This is a genomic window from Pseudomonas sp. FW300-N2A2 (assembly GCF_017351735.1).
In the GTDB taxonomy this organism is placed as follows: Bacteria; Pseudomonadota; Gammaproteobacteria; order Pseudomonadales; family Pseudomonadaceae; genus Aquipseudomonas; species Aquipseudomonas migulae.
Window position 1 is genome coordinate 25721 of sequence record NZ_JACNDU010000012.1, and the last position, 21930, is coordinate 47650.

At 59.4% G+C, this 21930-nt stretch carries 16 protein-coding genes; 6 read left to right on the top strand and 10 right to left on the bottom strand.

The features are described 5' to 3' along the window. Positions 1–5: 5 nt before the first annotated feature. Complete coding sequence (gene treC, locus J4E42_RS16595) at positions 6–1655, bottom strand: alpha,alpha-phosphotrehalase (RefSeq protein WP_207285686.1); 1650 nt, start codon at positions 1653–1655, stop codon at positions 6–8. A 35-nt stretch (positions 1656–1690) separates the two neighbouring features. Then, positions 1691–3133 carry a PTS system trehalose-specific EIIBC component gene (gene treP / locus J4E42_RS16600; RefSeq protein ID WP_008042405.1) on the bottom strand — a complete coding sequence of 481 codons (1443 nt, stop codon included), beginning with the start codon at positions 3131–3133 and terminating at the stop codon, positions 1691–1693. 238 nt (positions 3134–3371) lie between these two features. Here treP and treR point away from each other — a divergent pair, with 238 nt between their 5' ends. Then, positions 3372–4076, top strand: coding sequence for a trehalose operon repressor (gene treR / locus J4E42_RS16605; protein WP_192420129.1), 705 nt, complete (start codon positions 3372–3374; stop codon positions 4074–4076). Between the two features lie 99 nt (positions 4077–4175). Then, entirely contained in the window at positions 4176–7229 is a 3054-nt protein-coding gene (locus J4E42_RS16610) for a membrane-targeted effector domain-containing toxin (protein WP_207285687.1), read from the top strand. 70 nt (positions 7230–7299) lie between these two features. Here J4E42_RS16610 and guaA read toward each other — a convergent pair whose 3' ends face one another. The 4 genes from guaA to J4E42_RS16630 all read right to left on the bottom strand — a co-directional run bounded on the left by guaA (position 7300) and on the right by J4E42_RS16630 (position 12161). Further along, positions 7300–8877, bottom strand: a complete 1578-nt coding sequence (gene guaA / locus J4E42_RS16615) for a glutamine-hydrolyzing GMP synthase (RefSeq protein ID WP_008025547.1) — start codon at positions 8875–8877, stop codon at positions 7300–7302. 84 nt (positions 8878–8961) lie between these two features. Beyond that, positions 8962–10431, bottom strand: coding sequence for an IMP dehydrogenase (gene guaB / locus J4E42_RS16620; RefSeq protein WP_008042411.1), 1470 nt, complete (start codon positions 10429–10431; stop codon positions 8962–8964). A 236-nt stretch (positions 10432–10667) separates the two neighbouring features. Next, on the bottom strand, positions 10668–11216 hold the full coding sequence (locus tag J4E42_RS16625) for a sugar ABC transporter ATPase (RefSeq protein WP_207285688.1): 549 nt from the start codon (positions 11214–11216) through the stop codon (positions 10668–10670). 177 nt (positions 11217–11393) lie between these two features. Beyond that, entirely contained in the window at positions 11394–12161 is a 768-nt protein-coding gene (locus J4E42_RS16630) for a sulfite exporter TauE/SafE family protein (protein WP_207285689.1), read from the bottom strand. A gap of 100 nt (positions 12162–12261) precedes the next feature. On the opposite strand from J4E42_RS16630, the gene J4E42_RS16635 reads away from it, so the two are divergent. The 3 genes from J4E42_RS16635 (at position 12262) to J4E42_RS16645 (ending at position 15491) form a co-directional block, all read left to right on the top strand. Beyond that, positions 12262–13209 carry a LysR family transcriptional regulator gene (locus tag J4E42_RS16635; protein ID WP_008042417.1) on the top strand — a complete coding sequence of 316 codons (948 nt, stop codon included), beginning with the start codon at positions 12262–12264 and terminating at the stop codon, positions 13207–13209. Positions 13210–13286: 77 nt separating this feature from the next. Beyond that, complete coding sequence (gene xseA, locus J4E42_RS16640) at positions 13287–14666, top strand: exodeoxyribonuclease VII large subunit (RefSeq protein ID WP_032832722.1); 1380 nt, start codon at positions 13287–13289, stop codon at positions 14664–14666. Between the two features lie 3 nt (positions 14667–14669). Next, the gene (locus J4E42_RS16645) at positions 14670–15491 is read left to right on the top strand and encodes a M23 family metallopeptidase (protein WP_192228443.1); all 822 of its coding nucleotides are present in this window, start codon (positions 14670–14672) and stop codon (positions 15489–15491) included. Positions 15492–15607: 116 nt separating this feature from the next. Here J4E42_RS16645 and J4E42_RS16650 read toward each other — a convergent pair whose 3' ends face one another. Further along, positions 15608–15964 (bottom strand): hypothetical protein, encoded by a 357-nt coding sequence (locus J4E42_RS16650; protein WP_008025532.1) that lies wholly within the window; start codon positions 15962–15964, stop codon positions 15608–15610. 388 nt (positions 15965–16352) lie between these two features. Between J4E42_RS16650 and leuA the strand changes: the two genes are divergently transcribed. Continuing rightward, positions 16353–18032 carry a 2-isopropylmalate synthase gene (leuA, locus tag J4E42_RS16655; protein WP_008025530.1) on the top strand — a complete coding sequence of 560 codons (1680 nt, stop codon included), beginning with the start codon at positions 16353–16355 and terminating at the stop codon, positions 18030–18032. 194 nt (positions 18033–18226) lie between these two features. On the opposite strand, the gene J4E42_RS16660 is transcribed toward leuA, so the two are convergent. From J4E42_RS16660 to der, 3 genes are all read right to left on the bottom strand, one after another. Next, positions 18227–19018: an amidohydrolase gene (locus J4E42_RS16660; protein WP_207285690.1), complete on the bottom strand. Its 792-nt coding sequence runs from the start codon at positions 19016–19018 to the stop codon at positions 18227–18229. Next, a complete protein-coding gene (locus J4E42_RS16665) occupies positions 19006–20154 on the bottom strand; it encodes a pyridoxal phosphate-dependent aminotransferase (protein WP_008042421.1) in 1149 nt (382 codons plus the stop codon). The genes J4E42_RS16660 and J4E42_RS16665 overlap by 13 nt, the downstream gene beginning before the upstream one ends. Positions 20155–20379: 225 nt before the next feature. Further along, on the bottom strand, positions 20380–21849 hold the full coding sequence (gene der / locus J4E42_RS16670) for a ribosome biogenesis GTPase Der (protein WP_008025521.1): 1470 nt from the start codon (positions 21847–21849) through the stop codon (positions 20380–20382). Positions 21850–21930: the final 81 nt, after the last annotated feature.

The window sequence follows — 21930 nt, forward strand, 5'->3', positions numbered from 1 at the left end:
AGGGGTCAGTGGTCAGTCAAGTGCAAGACAAACGACTCATACGGTCGTAAAAACACCTGTCGATTTCGCGGCGGACAGTCCGCATAGTTGCTGATGACCAAGCGCTGACTCATGAATTCAGCGATCACTGCATCCGGCAATTCAACTTCGCAAGGCGTCCCGTAAAAGTTGTTCAATACCAGCAACCGTTCGCCGCTTCCTTCCCGTACATAAGCCCAAACTTGCGCGTGCTCAGGCAACAGCTGACGGTAAACACCGTCGGATATCAGCACTTCGGTACGCCGCAAATTGATCAACTGGCGGTAGTGATGCAGCACTGAATTCGGGTCGTCGAGTTGAGTGGCGACGTTGATCTGCGCCGAGTTGGCCGGTACGCCGATCCAGGGTTGCGCCGTGCTGAAACCAGCGTTCGGTCCGGTATTCCAATGCATCGGCGTACGGCCGTTGTCGCGGGACTTCTGCATGATCGCCGCCATGTTGTCGGCATCGCTCGCACCCGCCTCGCGCTTGAGCCGGAAGATGTTCAGGGTCTCTACGTCGCGGTATTGATCGATGTGATCGAAGCCCGGATTGGTCATACCCAGCTCTTCGCCCTGATACACAAATGGTGTGCCCTGGAGAAAATGCAGCGCGGTGCCGAGCATCTTCGCCGACACCACACGGTGCTCGCCGTCATGACCAAACCGCGAGACCACCCGAGGTTGGTCGTGATTACACCAGAACAGCGCGTTCCAACCGCCGCCGGCCTGCATGCCGGTTTGCCAGTCGGAGAGGATGCGCTTGAGCTCGAGGAAGTCGAAATCGGCGCGAATCCACTTTTGCAGATTCGGGTAATCGACTTTCAGGTGATGGAAGTTGAAGGTCATCGACAGCTCTTTGGAGTCCGGCCGCGAATAACGAATACAGTGTTCGAGACTGGTAGACGACATCTCGCCGACATTGATCAGGTCATGGCCTTCGAACACTTCGCGGTGCATTTGCTGCAAGTATTCGTGAACATTCGGCCCGTCGGTATAGAAGCGTCGGCCGTCGGTATTGTCCTCGGGAAAGTCCGCCGGTTTCGAGATCAGGTTGATCACATCCAGCCGGAACCCGCCCACACCTTTATCCCGCCAGAATCTCATCATCTTGAAAACTTCGGCGCGCACCTTCGGGTTGTCCCAGTTCAGGTCGGCTTGAGTGTGATCGAACAGGTGCAGGAAATACTGACCGGTCTGAGCCTCGTACTCCCATGCCGAACCACCAAACTTGGACTCCCAGTTATTGGGCTGATCACGCCAGATGTAGAAGTCGCGATACGGATTATCGAGACTGCTGCGCGCCTGCTGGAACCAGGTGTGCTCGATCGAAGTGTGGTTGACCACGATATCGAGCATCAACTTGATCCCGCGCTTGCCGGCCTCGGCGATCAGCAATTCACAGTCGGCCATGGTGCCGTAGCTCGGATCGATGGCGTAGTAATCGCTGATGTCGTAACCGTTGTCACGCTGGGGCGAACGCAGGAATGGCGTGATCCACAGGCAATCGACGCCCAGCCAGTGCAGGTAGTCGAGCTTGGCCGCGACGCCGAGCAAATCACCCGTGGGATTGCCTGCGTGGCTGTAAAAACTCTTCGGGTAGATCTGGTAGATCACCGAACGTTGCCAGTCTTGCATGGCTGTATTCCTTCTTGAACTGCGATAGCGATCTATCAGGCGACCCGATACCCAGGCCGAACAATCTTCATGCTCAACCCACAGGTCAAAACAAACGGCACGACCATGGCGATGATCATCCCGATCACAAACATCGGGATGAACTGCGGAATGATCGAGATAAATCCGGGCAAACCGCCGACACCGATGGCCGAGGCCTGGACCTTGTTCATCGACAGGAAGATGCCCCCCAGCGCCGAGCCAATCAGTGCCGCGTAAAACGGAAACTTGTAGCGCAGGTTGACCCCGAACATCGCCGGTTCGGTGATGCCGAAATAGGCCGAAATCGCTGAGGTCGACGCCATGGACTTGTCCCGCGCATTACGGGTCATGTAGAACACCGCGAGCGCCGCGCTGCCTTGGGCGAGGTTGGACATGACGATCATCGGCCAGATGAAAGTACCGCCCTGGGTCGAGATCAGCTGCAAGTCGACCGCGAGAAACATGTGGTGCATGCCGGTGATCACCAAGGGGGCGTAAAGCAGGCCGAAGATCGCGCCGCCGACCATCGGCGCCAGATCAAACAGGGTGACCACTCCTTCGGTGATGAGAATCCCCAGATGCCGGGTCACCGGGCCAATGACCGCCAGCGCCAGCACGCCGGTAACCACGATGGTGGTGATCGGCACCACCAGCAATTGCACCGCATTAGGCACTCTCGCCCGCAGCCATTTTTCGATGACGCTCATCACGTATGCCGCCAGCAGGATGGGCAGGATCTGCCCCTGATAACCGACCTTTTCGATCTGGAACAGACCGAGGATGTCGAAATACGGCAGGCTCTGGCCGTCGAGACCTGCGACTGCCTTGCCATAGTTCCAGGCATTGAGCAGATCGGGATGAACCAGCATCAGACCGAGCACGATGCCGAGGATTTCGCTGCCGCCAAACCGCTTGGCTGCTGACCAGCCCACTAGCGCAGGCAGGAACACGAACGAAGTGTTGGCCATCAGGTTGATCAGGCTCCAGAGCCCGTCAAGCTTGGGGTAAGCGTCCAGCAGGGTCTGGCCCTCGATGAACATGCCCTTGGCGCCGATCAGGTTATTGATGCCCATCAGCAGGCCCGCGATGATCAACGCCGGAAGGATCGGCATGAACACGTCGGAAAACACCCGCACCAGACGCTGCATGGCGTTTATCTTGTCGGCGCTTTTCTGTTTAACGTCGGCGATTGTTGACGCGGCAAGACCGGTTTGATGGCGCAGCTCTGCGTAAACCTTCTCCACCTCGCCAGGACCGATGACCACCTGGAACAGGCCGCCGGTAAAGAATGAGCCTTTGACCAGGTCAATCTGGTTCAGCGTGGTGCTGTTGACCCGGCTCGGGTCCTTGAGGGCAAGGCGCAGGCGTGTGACGCAATGCGCGGCTTGCTCGAGGTTGTCGCTGCCACCGAGGCTTTGCAGCAGCTCGCTGACGATGTTCGGATAGTCGTGGCTCATGCTTGTTTTTCCGCTGTGGTTTTTTGTTATTGGCAGCACGCCGAAGCGAAAAGTACTCGTCTGTACGAGTTAAATCAACAACTCGTACAGACGAGTTTGAATTTGTTGGCTTGTCACCCGACCGGCGGCGATTTTTCCCACCCTCTCAGACGATGAAAACCCAAACCCGCATGGACAAACCCCTACCCTGCCCTTAAGGTTCGAAACCTTGAGCACATTGCGGCACAGAGCCATCCCCATGAGTAAATACAACCAGATCTACAGCGATCTGCTTGCCAGCATCACGACCGAACGTCTGGAGCGCGGCGCCCGGTTGCCTTCCGAAACCGAATTGATGGACAGCTACCAGGCCAGTCGCGGCACCGTGCGCAAGGCCATCGAGCAATTACAGGAGCGCGGGTTCGCCCAGAAAGTCCATGGAAAAGGCACCTTTGTGTTGTCGACCGACCCGATCGAATTTCAGTTGGGCGGCATCGTCAGCTTTCAGGAAACCTATCCGCGACTGGGCAACAACGTCAGCACCGAAGTGGTCGAGTTCAGCCAGATCCCTCTCGAAGGTGCGCTGCTGGAACATATCAAGGCTGAAGAAGGCAGCCTGATCACGAGGATCAAACGCGTACGGCGGATCGATGGAAAACGAGTGATCCTCGACATCAACCATTTCGTCAGCGACGTGATCCCCGGACTATCGCGGGACATCGCCGAGCACTCGATCTACGCCTTCATCGAACAGACCTTGCAACTGCAAATCGCCTACGCCCAGCGAACCATCGAAGCCGTGCCCCGCAGCAAGGACGACCAGCAACACCTCGACCTCGACGGCCAGAGCCATGTGATCGTGGTCAGCAACCATACGTTTCTGCAGGACGGCCGGCAGTTCGAGTACACGGAATCACGGCACACCCTCGACAAATTCTACTTTTCGGATGTGGCACGGCGCTGACCCTACAGGTAATTGAATCGCGTTTGGGCATAACTATGTAGTGCACCTCCTGCATGGAAACGGGCAATCATCGCTGCCCATTTCTCAAGGAGCGAGAGCATGTCCACCGAACAAAACACCCCCGCATCAAGCAATGCCGCCGATCAGGAAACACTCAGACTCATCGCGCCGGTCGTGGTGACAGCCTGCCCCGGTTTGCAGGAGGAAGCCCATGCGGTCGCCAGTGAAATCCTGCAAAAACACGGCATCACCCACCTGGACCCGGATCAGGTCTGGTGGCATCGCTTCAACAATGTCTCGGCCAGCAGCACCAAGGCTTTTCTGGGTTGGGAGCACGCGCCCAAACCCAGTGAATCTTTAACCCTGACGCAACTGGTGATCCATCGGTACCGCGTGACCGACCAGGACGACGCCCTCGAACTGGACAGCAATGGCGGGTTTTACACGGCGGATGCGAACGCCAGTATTTACAACGAAACCAATGAAGTGCGGATGTACCCCAGGCAGGTGCTCGCGGACCTGTGGGAGAAGAACCTCAGTCAACGCTACCTGGATAAGCTGAATGCATTCTGGGCCAGCCATTTTGATGACTACCGCACACTGGCCAAATGTAACTACCTCAGCAAAGCCGTGGAGGCGCGGCAAAACGGGCAACTCGAAGAGGAGGATTTCCAGACAGTCATCAGGGCCGTCATCGGTGGCGCGTCCTGGCCGATCACCTTGGCTACCCTGAAAGCGCAAACCGCTACGCCTGCGGATCTTCGTGTTTGCGCGCTGGATGTCGCAGGGCATGTCGCCACCGATATTCTGCGCATTGTTGAGCCCAACGGTCGGCAAATCACCTACGTTCCCGGCGCCGCAGAACCCTTCCACGTGCACCCGACATTGACGGACATGCATTGGTGGATGCTGTTGCAGATGAACGAAGAACACCCCCGAACCGAATTCATGACCCATTTCCCGCTGTCGGTTCGCAAGGAGGTCCACGACAATATCACCCCGCTGATGAACCAACTGGTCGGCACCTGGGGCAAGTACGACCACCATTTGATCAATCAAAAAGACATCACCATCAGCGGTGACGTGTTCACCTGGCAGAGCCGGGCCGTCCAGCACACGATGCTGGAAGAGGCTGACCTGACGCTGGTGAGCAATGGGCAGATGCGTAAGCAGCTATGGCTGGGTTATCTCACCGCCGCACTGCACGTTTTCGGCCCGTTGGCGGTGCTTGGCTGGCCGATCGCATTGCCGGTGATCGGGGCCAGCATCGCGGCCATGGGTTTGAACATCGACAAAGCGGTGAATGGCAAAACAGCGGCAGAACGCAAGGCAGGCATCATCGGCGCGGTGCTCGATGGCATCAATGTGCTGTTCAATCTCCCGCTGCTCAAAGAGGTCAGTGTGTTGGACGAAACCGGGGCTGCGGCTGAGGCGGCAGAAGCGGCCGAGATGGCGGACTTGAACAAGACGCTCGATCCAGAAGAAACCGCTGGCACGCAAGAACCGCAGGCGCCCGACGAATCGGAGGAAGTCACCCTGCAACCTGGAGAGTTGCCGGGCGTGCCCGATGAAACCGCGCAAGCGTTTGATGTACCGGAGCACTGGCAAAGCAATGAAATCCTCGAAAGCTACCCGATGGCCACCAGCGGAAAATTCCAGGGTGTCTACACACTCGATTCACAACCCTCCAATGCCATCCTGATCAACGAGCAGGCTTACTTCGTACGTTTCGAAGCAGACGCCAATGGTGGCGGAACCTGGGCCATCATTGATCCGCAGAACCCGAATGCCTTTACGGGGTCGATTCCCGTGCGCCTGAATGCCGAAGGTGAATGGGAGCTGGCGCCGAAAAGCGGGTTGAAGGGTGGCGGCAAAGGCCCCAGCAAACTTGTTCCCGGCCCCTCCCGGCCCGCTGCCCCATTGCCGCCCAAAGTGAATGATCACGCACACCTGACCCGATACGATGCCCCTAACGGTCGCTCGTTGAATTTCCTGGCGCTGGGAAAACAGGAAACCCATATAAAAGTCGTCAACATGCCGGGTGGGCAAATCAGAGGGGTCTCCCCCTACGAAGAGTATGTCGCCGGACGCCGCACGGCACTGGCCAGGGATGCAATCGCATTCCAGAAACCCAAGGACTTTTTCGCCTCGCTGCCTCCCCGACCGGTCCAGCCCGTGATCACTCCATCCACGACGGTCACCGAACTCATCGAGAAGGTATTCGATGCATCACCGGGGCTGGTGGTCGGTGAAAGTCAGGATCGCATTGCCAGCATGCGCTTCCTGATCGAAAACATGCCGACGCTGGCCAGGAAAGGCGTCAAGACGATCTACCTGCATCGTCTGCTCAACGACTTCAATCAAGTCGACCTGAACAACTTCGCCGAAACCGGAAATATGCATGGCATGCTGGAGATGTACCTGAAAAAGTTGCCAGGCGATCCTGCGGGACAGTTCACGCCGCTGGAGGTCGTCAAAACGGCCCAACAGAACGGCATTCAAATCCAGGCCACTGACTGCCTGGCGAGTTATCGTTATGAAGACTCGACCATGACCCTCAGAGCACAGCAATCCTTCAAGACCTACCTTACCCACACCATCATGCAGGCGACTCAAGCCCGCAACGGCGGCGGAAAATGGCTGGTACTCACCGACCAGGAGAGTACCAACACGTTCAGGGGAATGGCCGGCATCAGCGAAACGGAGGGTGGTATCGGTTTGCGCATAGAAGAAGTGCAACCCGATCAGAGTCTGCATCTGGACATCGACCATGGTATCGAAGTAGGCCATGAGATTGCCGGGGGAACTGGCCCGATGCACGGTAATACCGACACCCTGTATGCCGACATCAGCCTGCAGATGCCGACGCCGTTCATTCAACGAACGCCCGAGCAGATCAATCAGCTGCTGTTCCGCCAAGGCATGTTCACCATTGAAAGGTCGGAAGACACCTTCTCGCTGATTCATCGCAGCCGCACTGGCCAGATTGTGCGAACGACAATCGAGCGAACGATGGATAGCGGCTTTCGGATCAACCGTCCGGCCTGGGCGGGTGTGCATCAGGTCACCTACGCGAATCTGATCAGCCTTGCCCACGCACTCAACCGCATGGGCCTGACGCTGCAAGGGCGCCTGCCGGCTGTAACTGCCTGATACGCAAAGGCCCCGTGAATTCACATTCACGGGGCCTTTGAGGTGTTACAGGCGATCAGTCAGACCGGGATCATTCCCACTCGATGGTCGCTGGCGGCTTGCTCGACACGTCGTAAGTGACGCGGGAGATGCCTTCGATTTCATTGATGATGCGGCCGCTGACGGTTTCCAGCAGTTCGTAAGGCAGGTGAGCCCAACGCGCAGTCATGAAGTCGATGGTTTCCACGGCACGCAGGGCCACGACCCAGGCGTAACGACGGCCATCGCCTACAACGCCAACCGATTTCACCGGCTGGAACACCACGAATGCCTGGCTGACTTTGTGGTACCAGTCGGCCTTGCGCAGTTCTTCGATGAAGATGTGGTCGGCGCGACGCAGCAGGTCGGCGTATTCCTTCTTCACTTCACCGAGGATCCGCACACCCAGGCCCGGGCCCGGGAACGGGTGACGGTAGACCATGTCGTACGGCAGGCCGAGTTCCAGGCCCAGACGACGGACTTCGTCCTTGAACAGCTCGCGCAGCGGTTCAACCAGCTTGAGGTTCATTTCTTCCGGCAGGCCGCCCACGTTGTGGTGCGACTTGATCACGTGCGCCTTGCCGCTTTTCGCGCCAGCCGACTCGATCACGTCCGGGTAGATGGTGCCTTGGGCGAGGTACTTGATGTTGTCCAGTTTGTTGGACTGGGCATCAAAGACGTCGATGAAGGTACGACCGATGATCTTGCGCTTCTTCTCTGGATCGCTTTCGCCAGCCAGGTTGTTCAGGAACTGGTCTTCAGCGTTGGCGCGGATCACCTTGACGCCCATGTTCTCGGCGAACATGGCCATCACTTGCTCGCCTTCGTGCAGACGCAGCAGGCCGTTGTCGACGAAGACGCAGGTCAGCTGGTCGCCGATGGCTTTGTGCAGCAGCGCGGCAACCACCGAGGAGTCAACGCCGCCGGACAGGCCGAGCAAGACGTTGTCGGTGCCGACCTGGGCGCGAACCTGGGCGATGGCGTCTTCAGCGATCTTCGACGGCGTCCACAGTGCTTCGCAGCCGCAGATCTCGAGGATGAAGCGCGACAGGATGCGGCCGCCCTGCTTGGTGTGGGTCACTTCCGGGTGGAACTGCACGCCGTAGTAGCGCAGGTCATCGTTGAACATGCCGGCAATCGGGCAGCTCGGGGTGCTGGCCAGGATGTGGAAGTCCTGCGGCATTTTGGTGACCTTGTCACCGTGGCTCATCCACACATCGAGACCGAACAGGCCGTCGGCGTCGATGTGGTCTTCGATGCCGTCCAGCAGCTGGCTCTTGCCGACCACGTCGACACGGGCATAACCGAATTCACGCAGTTCGGAACCTTCGACCTTGCCACCCAGCTGTTCAGCCATGGTCTGCATGCCGTAGCAGATGCCGAAGACCGGCACGCCCAGGTCAAACACCGCTTGCGGGCAGCGAGGGCTGTTGGCTTCGTGCACGGACTCGGGACCGCCGGCGAGAATGACGCCTTTTGGAGCGAATTCGCGAATCGCTTCGTCGTCCATGTCGAACGGATGCAGTTCGCAGTACACGCCGATTTCACGCACGCGGCGGGCGATCAGCTGGGTGTACTGGGAACCGAAGTCGAGGATCAGGATGCGGTGGGCGTGAATGTCGAGGGCCATGAAGTCAGTCTCGTCTATGTAATTCAGAAACAACTCGGGGCTGAATAAAACAGCCCCGGGTTACTTAACGTTTTGCTTGAAGGCTCAACCTACGCGGTAGTTTGGCGCTTCTTTGGTGATCTGTACGTCATGAACGTGGGACTCGGCCATGCCAGCGCCGGTGATCCGCACGAACTCAGGCTTGGTGCGCATTTCTTCGATGTCGGCACTGCCGGTGTAACCCATCGAGGAACGCAGGCCGCCCATCAGTTGATGGATGATCGCGCTCAGGGTGCCCTTGTACGGAACACGCCCTTCGATACCTTCCGGAACCAGTTTCTCGGCGCCTGCCGAGGAGTCCTGGAAGTAACGGTCGGAGGAACCTTGAGCCTGGGACATGGCGCCCAGCGAACCCATGCCACGGTAAGCCTTGTACGAACGACCCTGGAACAGTTCGATCTCGCCTGGCGCTTCTTCAGTACCGGCGAACATCGAGCCCATCATCACGCAGGAAGCACCGGCTACGATGGCCTTGGACAGGTCACCGGAGAAACGGATGCCGCCGTCGGCGATCAACGGAACACCGGTGCCTTCAAGGGCAGCGGCGACGTTGGCGATGGCACTGATTTGCGGGACGCCGACACCGGCGACGATACGGGTGGTGCAGATCGAGCCAGGGCCGATACCGACCTTGACCGCATCGGCGCCAGCTTCGGCCAGGGCCTTGGCGGCAGCGCCGGTGGCGATGTTGCCGCCGATGACCTGCACTTCAGGGAAATTCTGTTTGACCCAGCGAACGCGGTCGATCACACCTTTGGAGTGACCGTGAGCGGTGTCGACCACCACCACGTCAACGCCGGCATTGACCAGCGCGGCAACGCGGTCACCGGTGTCTTTACCGGTGCCGACCGCAGCGCCTACGCGCAGACGACCTTGATCGTCCTTGCTGGCCAGCGGGTAAGCCTTGGCTTTTTCGATGTCTTTGACGGTCATCATGCCTTTGAGGGCAAACTTGTCATCGACGATCAGGACTTTTTCCAGGCGGTGCTTGTGCAGCAACTCGCGGACTTCGTTCTTGTTGGCGCCTTCACGGACGGTGACCAGACGCTCTTTAGGCGTCATCACTTCACGTACGGTGGCTTCCAGACGGGTTTCGAAGCGCACGTCACGGGAAGTGACGATGCCGACCAGGTCGCCATCGTGCAGTACCGGAACGCCGGAGATATTGTGCATGCGGGTCAGTTCGAACAGATCACGGACCGTGGCGTCAGCCTCGATGGTGATCGGATCCTTGACTACGCCGGCTTCGAACTTCTTGACCTTGCGAACTTCGGCAGCTTGCTGCTCGATGGTCATGTTCTTGTGGATAATGCCGATGCCACCTTCCTGAGCCATGGCGATTGCCAGACGGGCTTCAGTAACGGTGTCCATGGCGGCAGAAACCAGAGGAATGTTCAGCTCGATGCCACGGGTAAGGCGGGTCTTGAGACTGACTTCGTTAGGAAGCACCTCGGAATAACCGGGCACTAGGAGAATGTCGTCGAATGTCAGAGCTTCTTGGCTGATACGCAGCATCGCGGGGGCTCCCGAGCGGGAAAATGGAAGCGCGCCATTATAGTCAGACACCCCCTCGGGTTCAATGTAAAACTCTGTCTATTATCGATGCGGTGATCGACGGGGGGTTGGAACGCAAATCCTGTAGGAGCGAGGCTTGCCCGCGAAGGCGTCATCACTGGCGCTAAAAGCTTCGCGGGCAAGTCGGATCGCCGCACCGCTCGCTCCTACAGGTTATGGTTACGATACGGGTGCGGTTACAGTTCGACCTTCACCCAACTGACAGGTTGATCCAGCCAATCGGCAAACTCATCGATAAAGCTCTGCTTGAACCCGGCCTCGGCCCAGTTGTTGAAAATGAACCCCAGGTTGGAAAACCCGCATTCCTGCAAAAACAGAAAGCCATTGATGTCATCTTCATGCCCGCATTCGGGACAGGTGAAGTTATCGGTACGCCCCGGCATCCAGTCTTCGAGGCTTTCGAACAGCGCCTCGCCGATTTCCTTGCGGCACTCGGCGCAACCCGCCTCCCCCAGAAAACCTTTGGCCGGCGTATAAATGCAGCGTTTGGTAATGATCTCCAGGCCATTGACCGGCTCGCCGAACGGCAGCGCATCCGGGTGCAGCACCACGGTGCGGGCACCATCGGCGATCGCGTGGCCCATGCGGTTGCCGGTGCGGCCGCAAGTGGTCAGCTCTTCCTTGATGATGTCCTTGCGCACCAGCCACCGCACGACCGCCCGGGCCCGGGGTTCATGTACCGGCAGCGTGGAGATTTTCGGGACGATGATGCTTTGGGAATTCATGGGTGCAAGCCTGCTGCGTCAAATGGAAGTTCTGCGGTGTGCCGTCCTACGCCATCGCGGGCAAGCCTCGCTCCTACAAAGGCAGGCGCAGAACCTGTAGGAGCGAGCGGTGCGGCGACCCGACTTGCCCGCGAAGGCGTCCGAGCGGGCGGCAGCTTAATCCCTGACACTCTGAGGTCAAGTACTCAAATACCGCCCGATCAACGCAATCCCGCTGGCCAGCACCAACCAGGTCACCAGCCGCACAAACGCCTCGCGGGACAATCGCATGGTCAACCGCCGGCCGACCCACAACCCCAGCGCCATGGCCGGCAACAAACACAGCGCCAATACCAACAAGGGTAGCTCGGCATATACACCCGCGACAGCAAACAGGCTCAGGCGCACCACGGTGCTGCAGCTGATCAGCGCACTCTGGGTCGCCCGCGCCGCGTCTTTCGGCAACCGACTGTTCAAATAGATCGCATATAAAAAGCCACCACTGCCAAACAACGCCCCGAACATCCCGCCCACCGTGCCCATCGGCACTGCCCAGACGGCAGACAACTGCGTCGGCCGGGTTTTGACCCACAGGCTGTAAACCGCATAGGCGCTGATAAACAGCCCCATCAACAGCAACAACACGTCGGATTTCAGGTTCAGCAGAAAGATAACCCCCAGCGTGCAACCCACCGCCATGCACGGCAACAGCCGCAGCAACTCAGGCCTGGCCACATCCCGCCGCGAGGGCAGCAGATTGCCGAACGCCGCGACAAAATCCAGCAGCACCAGCAACGGCACGATCTTCGACAGCGGCATGAACACAATCAGAATCGGCCCCGCCACCAGTGCGGTGCCGAACCCGGCGATGCCAAACACGATGTACGCCAGGGCGATGGCCAGGCCGATCACCAACCAATCCGTCGCGCCGAATGGCCATTGGTGTAACAACTCCAGCACGTTCATCTGCACGCCTTTATCAAATACCTGTGATGACTTTAGCCAGCGCCGAGCCTTGCGACTAATATCTTCAAAGCCAACCTCTCATCTCAAAAAGGCATGACTTGTGCTTTCAACCCGTCAATTGCGTTACTTCGTGGAAATCGCCGAGTGCGGCAGCTTCAGTGCAGCCGCTGAGCGTTTGTTTGTTGCGCAGTCAGCCCTGAGCCGGCAGATCAAGGACATGGAAACCCGCCTGCAAACCCCGCTGTTCGAACGCACGGCGCGCCAGCCGCGACTGACCGCCGCTGGGGAGGCGTTCTTGCCGCGCGCCAGAAACCTGCTGAACGAACTGACCAAGGCCAGTGAAATGGCCACCCAAGTGGGCAACGGGCAACTGGGCACCTTGCGCCTGAGTCACTCCAGCACCGTGCCCATGAGTGGTCGCCTGCTACGGGGTATCAGTGCTTATCTGGACCAGCAGGCCGGCGTGTCCATGGAGATCGTCAAGCTGTCTTCCGAAGCGCAGCTTGAAGCGTTGGTCGACAATCGACTTGATGTCGGACTGCTGCGCCTGCCGGTGTTGCGCCAACGTGAAGGCGTGCAGATTGTTCCTTTGTATAGCGAACGATTGCTGCTGGCCGTTCCACCCAATCATCGGCTGGTTGTGGATAAGTCCGCTCAGGGCATCGATCTGGCGCAGTTGAAGGATGAAGCCTTTATCTCCATCCCTCACCCGCAGCGCGGCGGTTTGAGTTATCTGTCCGCCGAGCTGTGTATGCGCCAGGGATTTTTCCCGAAGGCGGCGCGGGTGGTCTCGCGCAAAACCACGCAACTGCAATTAATCCAGGCCGGATTCGGCATCGCCCTGCTGCCTGAGTCGATGCAGGACATCGCGCCACCCGACATTCATTTTCTGCCCCTGGCCGACCCGGATTGCCACAGCACCGTCGCCCTCGCCTGCCGGCAGAATCCCACGGCGCTGATTCAACACTTCATAAATGTCTGCACAGACCATTGTGGGAGCGAGCCTGCTCGCGATAGCGGTTTAACATTCAATAGCACTGTCGACTGACACACTGCCATCGCGAGCAGGCTCGCTCCTATAGGGGATCGTGCATTCGGTTGGAGAATGCCTTTATCATGCGCCCCATGATTAAAGATCCCTTTGCAAGACTCGGCCTGGACCGTGAAGTCCTGACTGTCAGCCAGCTCAACGGCCGCGCGCGGGTGTTGCTCGAAGACGTGTTCAGCAATATCTGGGTCGAAGGCGAAATCTCCAACCTCGCACGCCCGGCGTCCGGCCACGTGTATTTCACCCTCAAGGACAGCGGCGCCCAAGTACGTTGCGCGCTGTTTCGGCAGAACGCGGCGCGGGTTCGTCAGGCGCTGAAGGACGGCCTGGCGGTCAAGGTGCGCGGCAAGGTTTCGCTGTTCGAAGGCCGTGGCGACTATCAGCTGATTCTCGACACCGTCGAGCCGGCCGGTGACGGTGCGCTGCGCCTCGCCTTCGATGCCTTGAAGGAAAAACTCAGCGCCGAAGGCCTGTTCAGCGCCGAGCGCAAAGTGCCGCTGCCGGCGCATCCGCAGCGTATCGGCATCATCAGTTCGCCGACCGGCGCGGTGATCCGCGACATCATCAGCGTGTTCCGCCGTCGCGCACCGCAGATCCAGCTGACGCTGATCCCCACCGCCGTGCAGGGCCGCGAAGCGACGGCGCAGATTGTCCGAGCGTTGAAACTGGCGGACGCCCGTGGTTTCGATGCATTGATCCTGGCCCGAGGCGGTGGCTCGCTGGAAGACCTCTGGTGCTTCAACGAAGAAGCCGTGGCCCGCGCCGTGGATGCTTGCGTGACGCCGATTGTCAGCGCCGTCGGCCATGAAACCGATGTATCGATCAGTGATTTCGTGGCCGACGTTCGCGCCCCGACGCCGTCCGCCGCCGCTGAACTGCTGGCGCCGGATTCCAGCGACCTGGTGCGTCGGGTCGAAAGCCTGCACCGTCGGCTGGTGATGCGCATGCGCGACCGTTTGATGCGTGATCGCCTGCGCCTGGAAGGCATCTCTCGTCGCCTGCGCCATCCCGGTGAACGTCTGCGCCAACAGGCGCAACGTCTGGATGATCTGGACATGCGCATGCGCCGCGCCTTCGAGCGAAGCCTCAATACCCGTCGCGAACGGCTGATCCGCCTGGAAACCCGCCTCGCCGGACAACATCCGGGGCGGCAACTGGCGATGTTGCGTCAGCGCCTCGACAGCCTCGCCGAACGCCTGCCTCGGGCCATGCGCGAAGGGCTCAAATCCCGTCGTCTGCAACTGCAAAGCCAGGTGCAGACCCTGCACGTGGTCAGCCCTTTGGCGACCCTCGGGCGTGGCTACAGCATTTTGCTGGACGAGCGTGGCAACGCGATCCGCAACGCCGCGCAAACCCACAACGGCCAGCGCCTGAAAGCCAAACTGGGTGAAGGCGAGCTGCAAGTGCGGGTCGAAGACAACCACCTGACACCTGTCACCCTTTCTTTACTGGATTGATCCATGCCGCGTTTTTTAGCTTCGCTGCTGTTGCTGTGCCTGACCTTCAACGCCCACGCTGACAGCTACATCACCCGCCTGTTGAACAAACCGGTTCCGGGGGGCGTGGCGGTGGTGGATCTGGGCAGCTCTGCCCAGGCGCCGAAAGCCAGCTATCAGGGCAAACCTGTGCTGGTGGTCAAGGAACAGGACAATTGGCTGGCGATTGTCGGTGTGCCGTTGACCGTCAAACCGGGCGCCCAGTCCATCAGCAGCGGCGGCCGCAACTTGAGTTTCACCGTTGGCAACAAGAAGTATCCGGAACAGCGCATCACGTTGAAAAACACTCAACAGGTCAACCCGGACCCGGACAATCTCAAGCGCATCGAGCGCGAACTGGCCGAACAGATCGCCGCGTACCGCACGTTCAGCCCGAATACGCCGAGCAACCTGCTGCTGGACAAACCGGTCAACGGCCCGCTGTCGAGCAAGTTCGGCGTGCGCCGTTTCTTCAACGGTGAAGAGCGCAATCCCCACTCAGGCCTGGATTTCGCCGTGGGCGCCGGCACGCCGATCAAGACCCCGGCGGCGGGCAAGGTGATTTTGATCGGTAACTACTTCTTTAACGGCAACACGGTGTTTGTCGACCATGGGCAGGGCTTTATCAGCATGTTCTGTCACATGTCGAAGATCGATGTGAAGGTGGGGCAGCAACTGGCGCGTGGTGGTGTGGTTGGCAAGGTCGGTTCGACTGGACGGGCGACCGGGCCGCACATGCACTGGAATGTCAGCCTGAATGATGCGCGGGTGGATCCGGCGATTTTCATAGGCGCGTTTCAACCTTAGATTTTCGGTGAGGTTGATGGCCTCATCGCGAGCAGGCTCGCTCCCACATTTACCGTGTTCACACCGAACAAATGTGGGAGCGGGCTTGCCCGCGAAGGCGGCATCACTGACAACAATTACTCCGCGTCCAGGTCCTCTATCCCATGGACCTCTCGATCCGCCAGGCAGTGTTTGACCCACTCCTGCGTCTCGACTGAAAACCAGCTCAACTCCTCTGCCGTGATCAATTCCCGCGCGCACAACCCAAGCAAGTGCGAGCGGGCTTCATGACGCGAAAACCTGAAAACACCAAACGCCCAGTACAGCTCCTTTTGCCCGGCTTTCAGCAGCTCCTCGCTGGCATCTATTCGTTCGTAGGGCGCGTTGCTCTTATCCAGCAGCGTTTTTTCGACATCCGACAAAATCCGCTCGCACATCCGCTCATGTGCCACCGGCCGTAACACGCAATACTGCTTCCAGTCAGACTCGTTCATCGCCGACTCCTGAATGCCAGTCGAGGCTTTAAGAATAGCCCGACTGTCAGCGCCCGGCGCTCAAACCATCAATTGCGCATCGCTTGAAGCTCGCGCAAAAAACCAAACAATCACGGGGACTCACAGCAATAAAATCTCGATAAATACGCGCTAGCGAGTATTCCTCTCAATTTTTTTCGACTGCTTGCCATCCTTCACCCTCGCGGTTAGGGTTGAAGACATGAAAACCTCTCACACCCTCATTCAGCTTCGCCAGCACCGCAGCCTGTGCCTCGTCAGCGCACGACTGCCGGGCTGAATCGCGACGCCTCGTTTTACGCTTTTCCCCAAGAACTTTTGATCCACCGGCAGGCCGCCTTTTTTCGGCCCACACAATAAGGATTTCCCGATGAGCATGCTCAAAGACCCGTCTTCGAAATACCGCGCGTTCCCGACCATCGACATTCCGGACCGCACCTGGCCGTCGAAGACCATCACCGCCGCGCCGATCTGGTGCAGCTCCGACCTGCGCGACGGCAACCAGTCGCTGATCGAGCCGATGGACGCGGTCAAGAAGCTGCGTTTCTGGAAAACCCTCGTACAGGTTGGCGTGAAAGAAATCGAAGCGTCCTTCCCGGCTGCGTCGCAAACCGACTTCGACTTCGTGCGCACCCTGATCGAAGGCAACCACATCCCGGACGACACCACCATTCAGGTGTTGACCCAAGGCCGTGAAGACCTGATCGAGCGCACCTTCGAATCCCTGCGCGGGGCGAAGAAAGCCATCGTTCACCTGTACAACGCGACCTCCCCTTCCTTCCGCCGCATTGTCTTCAACCAGGACAAGGACGGGATCAAGGCCATCGCCGTGAACGCCGCCAAGCTGTTCGTCAAGTACGCTGCCCAGCAGCCGGACACGCAGTGGACCTTCGAATACTCGCCGGAAACCTTCAGCGCCACCGAGCTGGAGTTCGCCAAGGAAGTCTGCGACGCGGTCATCGAAGTCTGGAACCCGACGCCTGAGCACAAGGTGATCCTCAACCTGCCGGCCACCGTCGAATGCGCGACCCCGAACATCTATGCCGACCAGATCGAATGGTTCGGCCGCCACATCAACCGTCGTGACAGCGTGATCATCAGCCTGCACACCCACAACGACCGTGGCACCGGCGTGGCCGCCACCGAGTTGGGCCTGATGGCGGGTGCGGATCGTGTCGAAGGCTGCCTGTTCGGCAACGGCGAGCGTACCGGCAACGTCGACCTGGTCACCGTGGCACTGAACCTCTACACCCAGGGCATCCACCCTGAGCTCGATTTCTCGGACATCGACGGCGTGCGCAAAGTCGTCGAAGAATGCAACCAGATCCAGGTGCACCCGCGTCACCCGTACGTCGGCGACCTGGTTCACACCGCGTTCTCCGGCTCCCACCAGGATGCCATCCGCAAGGGCTTCGCCCAGCAGAAACCGGACGCCCTGTGGGAAGTGCCGTACTTGCCGATCGACCCGGCCGACATCGGCCGCAGCTACGAGGCGGTGATCCGCGTCAACAGCCAGTCGGGCAAGGGCGGTATCGCTTACCTGCTGGAACAGGAATACGGCATCAGCTTGCCGCGTCGCATGCAGATCGAGTTCAGCCAGGTCGTGCAGCGTGAAACCGATCGTCTGGGCCTCGAAATGACCGCCCAGCAGATCCACGCGTTGCTGCACAGCGAGTACTTGCAGGCCAACACCCCGTACGCGCTGGTCAGCCATCGCCTGCAGGAAGAAAACGGTCACAGCGCCGTGGAAGTGGAAGTTTCCGGCAAGGGCCAGGGCGAAACCAACCTGCACTGGCGTGGCAAAGGCAACGGCGCGCTGGAAGCGCTGGTGGCCGGTCTGCCGATTCCGGTGGAGATCATGGACTACAACGAGCACGCCATCGGTGCGGGCACCAACGCCAAGGCCGCGGCCTACATTGAGCTGCGCGTGGAAGGCCAACGTGCGGTGCACGGTGTGGGCATCGATGAAAACATCACCACCGCCAGCTTCAAGGCCCTGTTCAGCGCGCTGAACCGCTCGTTGAGCCAGCCGGAAGCGAAAGCGGCGTAAGCCTTCGCTGCAATGCAAAAGGCCCCAAGGTGCGAACCTTGGGGCCTTTTTGTTTGCCTGCAATATTTATGTTGTCTGTCCCGGCCCCATCGCCAGCAAGCTGGCTCCTACAGTTGACCGAGTTGTTCTGACAGACGCGGTCAACTGTAGGAGCCGGCTTGCCGGCGATGGCGTCCTGTCAGTCAGCAAAAATCTCAGGTGAACTCGAACGTATCCGCATCCAGATTCGCCGGAAACCGCGTGCGATAAGCCGCCAGTTCCGCCGCATCCAGAACAACCTGAAACACCCCATCCGCCTCACCGGCGCTGAGCAATGTCTCGCCCTGAAAATCCAGGACCTGGCTGTCGCCGGTATAGGCAAAGCCTTTCCCGTCAGTGCCGATGCGATTCACCGCCGCCACGTAGCACAGGTTTTCGATTGCCCGCGCCGGCAGCAAACGGTTCCAGTGCTGGCGCCGCGCCCCCGGCCAGTTGGCGGTGTACAGCAAAAGGTCTGTGTCCTGGGCATCGCGGCTCCACACCGGGAAACGCAGGTCGTAGCAAATCAGCGGCCGGACGCGCCAGCCTTTGAGCTCGAACTGCACCTGGCGCTCGCCCGGTGTGTAGTGATTGTGCTCGCCGGCCATACGGAACAAGTGGCGCTTGTCGTAATGCCAGACTTCGCCATCCGGCCGCGCCCACAACAGGCGATTGCGATGGCTGCCATCAGCGGCCTGAACGATGATGCTGCCGGTGATCACCGCATCGAGTTTTGCCGCCTGGGCGCGCAGCCATTTGCTGGTGGGACCGTTTTCCGCCTCGGCAAGCGTCTCGGACTCCATGGAAAAACCGGTGGTGAACATCTCCGGCAGGATTATCAGGTCCGCGCCGCGAGCCTGCTCCAGCAGTTGCTCGAAATGCTCCAGATTGGCCTGGCGGTCGTGCCAGGCCAGGGTTGTCTGGACCAGCGCGATGGTCAGATTCGGCAATGCACTCAGATCACGCATAGTTTTGCCGCTGCTTCACGCAGGGTCTCCTCGCGTTTGGCGAAGCACAGGCGCACCAGGCGCTGGCCTTCGGGTGGCGTCTGGTAGAACACCGAGATCGGGATGCTCGCCACGCCGTGTTCGCGGGTCATCCACAGCGCCATCTCGACGTCGTTGAGGTCGGGACGGATCTGCGAGTAATCGACCAACTGGAAATAGGTGCCGGTGACGCGGGTGAAACTGAAACGCGATGGCATCAGCAAGTCGCAGAACAGATCGCGCTTGGCCTGGTAGAAGCCGGGCAATTCTTCGACGTGTTCAGGATGCTCCGCCATGAAGTCGGCCAAGGCGTATTGCAAGGGGGTTACGCCGCAAAAATTGACGTACTGGTGCACCTTGCGCAGCTCTGCCGACAAGGCCGGTGGCGCGACCACGTAGCCGGTTTTCCAGCCGGTGACGTGGTACGTCTTGCCGAAGGAGCTGACCACGAAGGCGCGCTGATACAGCTCTTCATGGGCCAGCACACTGACATGGGGCACACCGTCGTAGACCAGGTGCTCGTAGACCTCATCGCTGATCACATAGATGTCGCGGTCACGGATCAACGCCGCCAGTTGGTCCAGCTCGGCACGGTTGATCAGTGCGCCGCTGGGATTGTGCGGGGTATTGAGGATGATCATCCGCGTGCGCGGACTCAGCGCCTGGGCGAGCTTTTCGAAATCGATGCTGAAGTCGTCCAGCCCCAGTTGCACGTGAACGCAACGGCCACCGGCCAGCTGGACCGAGGGCTCGTAACTGTCATAGGCCGGATCAAACACGATGACTTCGTCACCGTTGTGGATAACGGCCTGAATGGCGCAAAAAATCGCCTCAGTCGCACCGGGAGTCACGGTCACTTCGCTGTCCGCATCGACGGTGACGCCATAGCTGCGGGCAATTTTCGCCACGATCTGCTGACGCAGTACCGGCAGGCCGGTCATCGGCGAGTACTGGTTATGGCCATTGGCAATGTGCCGACCCACCGCATCGCACAAGGCTTGCGGGGCATCGAAATCGGGGAAACCCTGTGACAGGTTGATCGCCCCGGTTTGCGCCGCAAGCTGAGACATCTGCGTGAAGATAGTGATGCCGACATTCGGCAGCTTACTGGTGATCATCGGTGATTCCCTGCTCTACACCCGGCTCTAACGGCGGCGCGGGAGAGCCCGAGGATAGCCAAACGGCGCCCATAAAAAAAGGGCACATAAAGTGCCCTTTCTGCAACCGCGATCCCTGTAGGAGCGAGGCTTGCCCGCGAAGGCCACACCGCGGTGTATCAGATACACCGCGTTATCGTTGTTCGCGGGCAAGCCACGCTCCTACAGGGGCGCGTGAACCTACAATCAGCGCTTGTCGCGGCGCTTCTTGTCGGCTTTCTTGTGGTGCGACATCAAGCGACGCTTCTTGTTGACCTGACGGTCAGTGAGCGAGTTCTTGTTGCCTTCGTACGGGTTCTCGCCGCCCTTGAACTCGATGCGGATCGGCGTACCGACCAGCTTCAAGACACGACGGTAAGTGTTTTCCAGGTAACGCACGTAGGACTTCGGCACCTTCTCGATCTGGTTACCGTGAATCACGATGATCGGCGGGTTGGCACCACCCAAGTGCGCATAACGCAGCTTGATCCGGCGGTTGTTAACCATCGGTGGCGCGTGCTCGCCAACCGCATCTTCCAGAATCTGGGTCAGGCGGTTGGTCGGCCAGCGGGTGACCGCGGACTTGAACGAGTTCTGTACGGAAGCGTAGAGGTTGCCCACGCCCGTGCCGTGCAGCGCCGAGATGAAGTGAATGTCGGCGTAGTCAACGAAGAACAGTCGACGTTGCAGCTCGACCTTCACGAAGTCACGCTCGCTCGGCGTCATGCCGTCCCACTTGTTGATCGCGATGACCAGCGCACGACCCGACTCAATGGCGAAGCCCAGCAGGTTGAGGTCGTGGTCCACCACGCCTTCGCGGGCGTCCATCACGAAGATCACCACGTTGGCGTCTTTGATCGCTTGCAGGGTTTTGACCACGGAGAATTTTTCGACTTCTTCGTGGATCTTGCCGCGCTTGCGCACACCGGCGGTGTCGATCAGCGTGTACTTCTCGTCGTTACGCTCGAACGGGATGTAGATACTGTCGCGGGTAGTGCCGGGCTGGTCATACACGATGACCCGGTCTTCACCGAGCATGCGGTTGACCAGGGTCGACTTGCCGACGTTCGGGCGGCCGATGATGGCGATCTTGATCCCGTCTTTTTCGCTTGGGCCAGGAATGCGCTTGGCTTCCTCGCCTTCGGCAACGTCCTCTTCCTCGCCTTCTTCCAGCTCTTCTTCGTCTTTCGGGAAGTCGCTCAGGGCGATTTCCAGCATCTGGGTGATGCCACGACCATGAGCACCAGCGATCGGGATCGCGTGGCCCATGCCCAACGGGGCGAATTCGGCGCGGGCCATTTCAGGGTCGATGTTGTCGACCTTGTTGGCAACCACGTAGGAACGCTTGTTACGTTTGCGCAAATGCTCGGCGATCATCTGGTCGGCGGCGGTGAAACCGGCCTTGGCATCTACCAGGAACAGAACGACATCGGCTTCTTCAATGGCCAGCAGCGACTGCTCGGCCATTTTTTCGTCCATACCGTGCTCGTCACCGGAGATACCGCCGGTGTCGACCAGAATGTAGGAACGCCCTTGCCACTTGGCCTCACCGTATTGGCGATCACGGGTCAGACCGGACAAGTCGCCGACGATGGCGTCGCGAGTCCTGGTCAGGCGGTTGAACAAGGTGGACTTGCCGACGTTCGGTCGGCCCACCAGGGCGATTACGGGAACCATGCGGCTCTCCACTTCGTTATTTCAGAAAATACAAAAGCCGCTGCGAGGCAGCGGCTGGTGCTCGGGGCAGCGTTTGAAAAC

Bases quoted from the DNA above. Each gene is read 5' to 3' on its own strand.
- J4E42_RS16610 (WP_207285687.1), top strand. From the start codon at position 4,176: ATGTCCACCGAACAAAACACCCCCGCATCAAGCAATGCCGCCGATCAG.
- J4E42_RS16660 (WP_207285690.1), bottom strand. From the start codon at position 19,018: ATGCGTGATCTGAGTGCATTGCCGAATCTGACCATCGCGCTGGTCCAG.
- J4E42_RS16630 (WP_207285689.1), bottom strand. From the start codon at position 12,161: ATGAACGTGCTGGAGTTGTTACACCAATGGCCATTCGGCGCGACGGAT.
- guaB (WP_008042411.1), bottom strand. From the start codon at position 10,431: ATGCTGCGTATCAGCCAAGAAGCTCTGACATTCGACGACATTCTCCTA.
- treC (WP_207285686.1), bottom strand. From the start codon at position 1,655: ATGCAAGACTGGCAACGTTCGGTGATCTACCAGATCTACCCGAAGAGT.
- guaA (WP_008025547.1), bottom strand. From the start codon at position 8,877: ATGGCCCTCGACATTCACGCCCACCGCATCCTGATCCTCGACTTCGGT.
- J4E42_RS16645 (WP_192228443.1), top strand. From the start codon at position 14,670: ATGCCGCGTTTTTTAGCTTCGCTGCTGTTGCTGTGCCTGACCTTCAAC.
- J4E42_RS16650 (WP_008025532.1), bottom strand. From the start codon at position 15,964: ATGAACGAGTCTGACTGGAAGCAGTATTGCGTGTTACGGCCGGTGGCA.
- J4E42_RS16665 (WP_008042421.1), bottom strand. From the start codon at position 20,154: ATGATCACCAGTAAGCTGCCGAATGTCGGCATCACTATCTTCACGCAG.
- der (WP_008025521.1), bottom strand. From the start codon at position 21,849: ATGGTTCCCGTAATCGCCCTGGTGGGCCGACCGAACGTCGGCAAGTCC.
- leuA (WP_008025530.1), top strand. From the start codon at position 16,353: ATGAGCATGCTCAAAGACCCGTCTTCGAAATACCGCGCGTTCCCGACC.
- xseA (WP_032832722.1), top strand. From the start codon at position 13,287: ATGATTAAAGATCCCTTTGCAAGACTCGGCCTGGACCGTGAAGTCCTG.
- J4E42_RS16625 (WP_207285688.1), bottom strand. From the start codon at position 11,216: ATGAATTCCCAAAGCATCATCGTCCCGAAAATCTCCACGCTGCCGGTA.
- treR (WP_192420129.1), top strand. From the start codon at position 3,372: ATGAGTAAATACAACCAGATCTACAGCGATCTGCTTGCCAGCATCACG.
- treP (WP_008042405.1), bottom strand. From the start codon at position 3,133: ATGAGCCACGACTATCCGAACATCGTCAGCGAGCTGCTGCAAAGCCTC.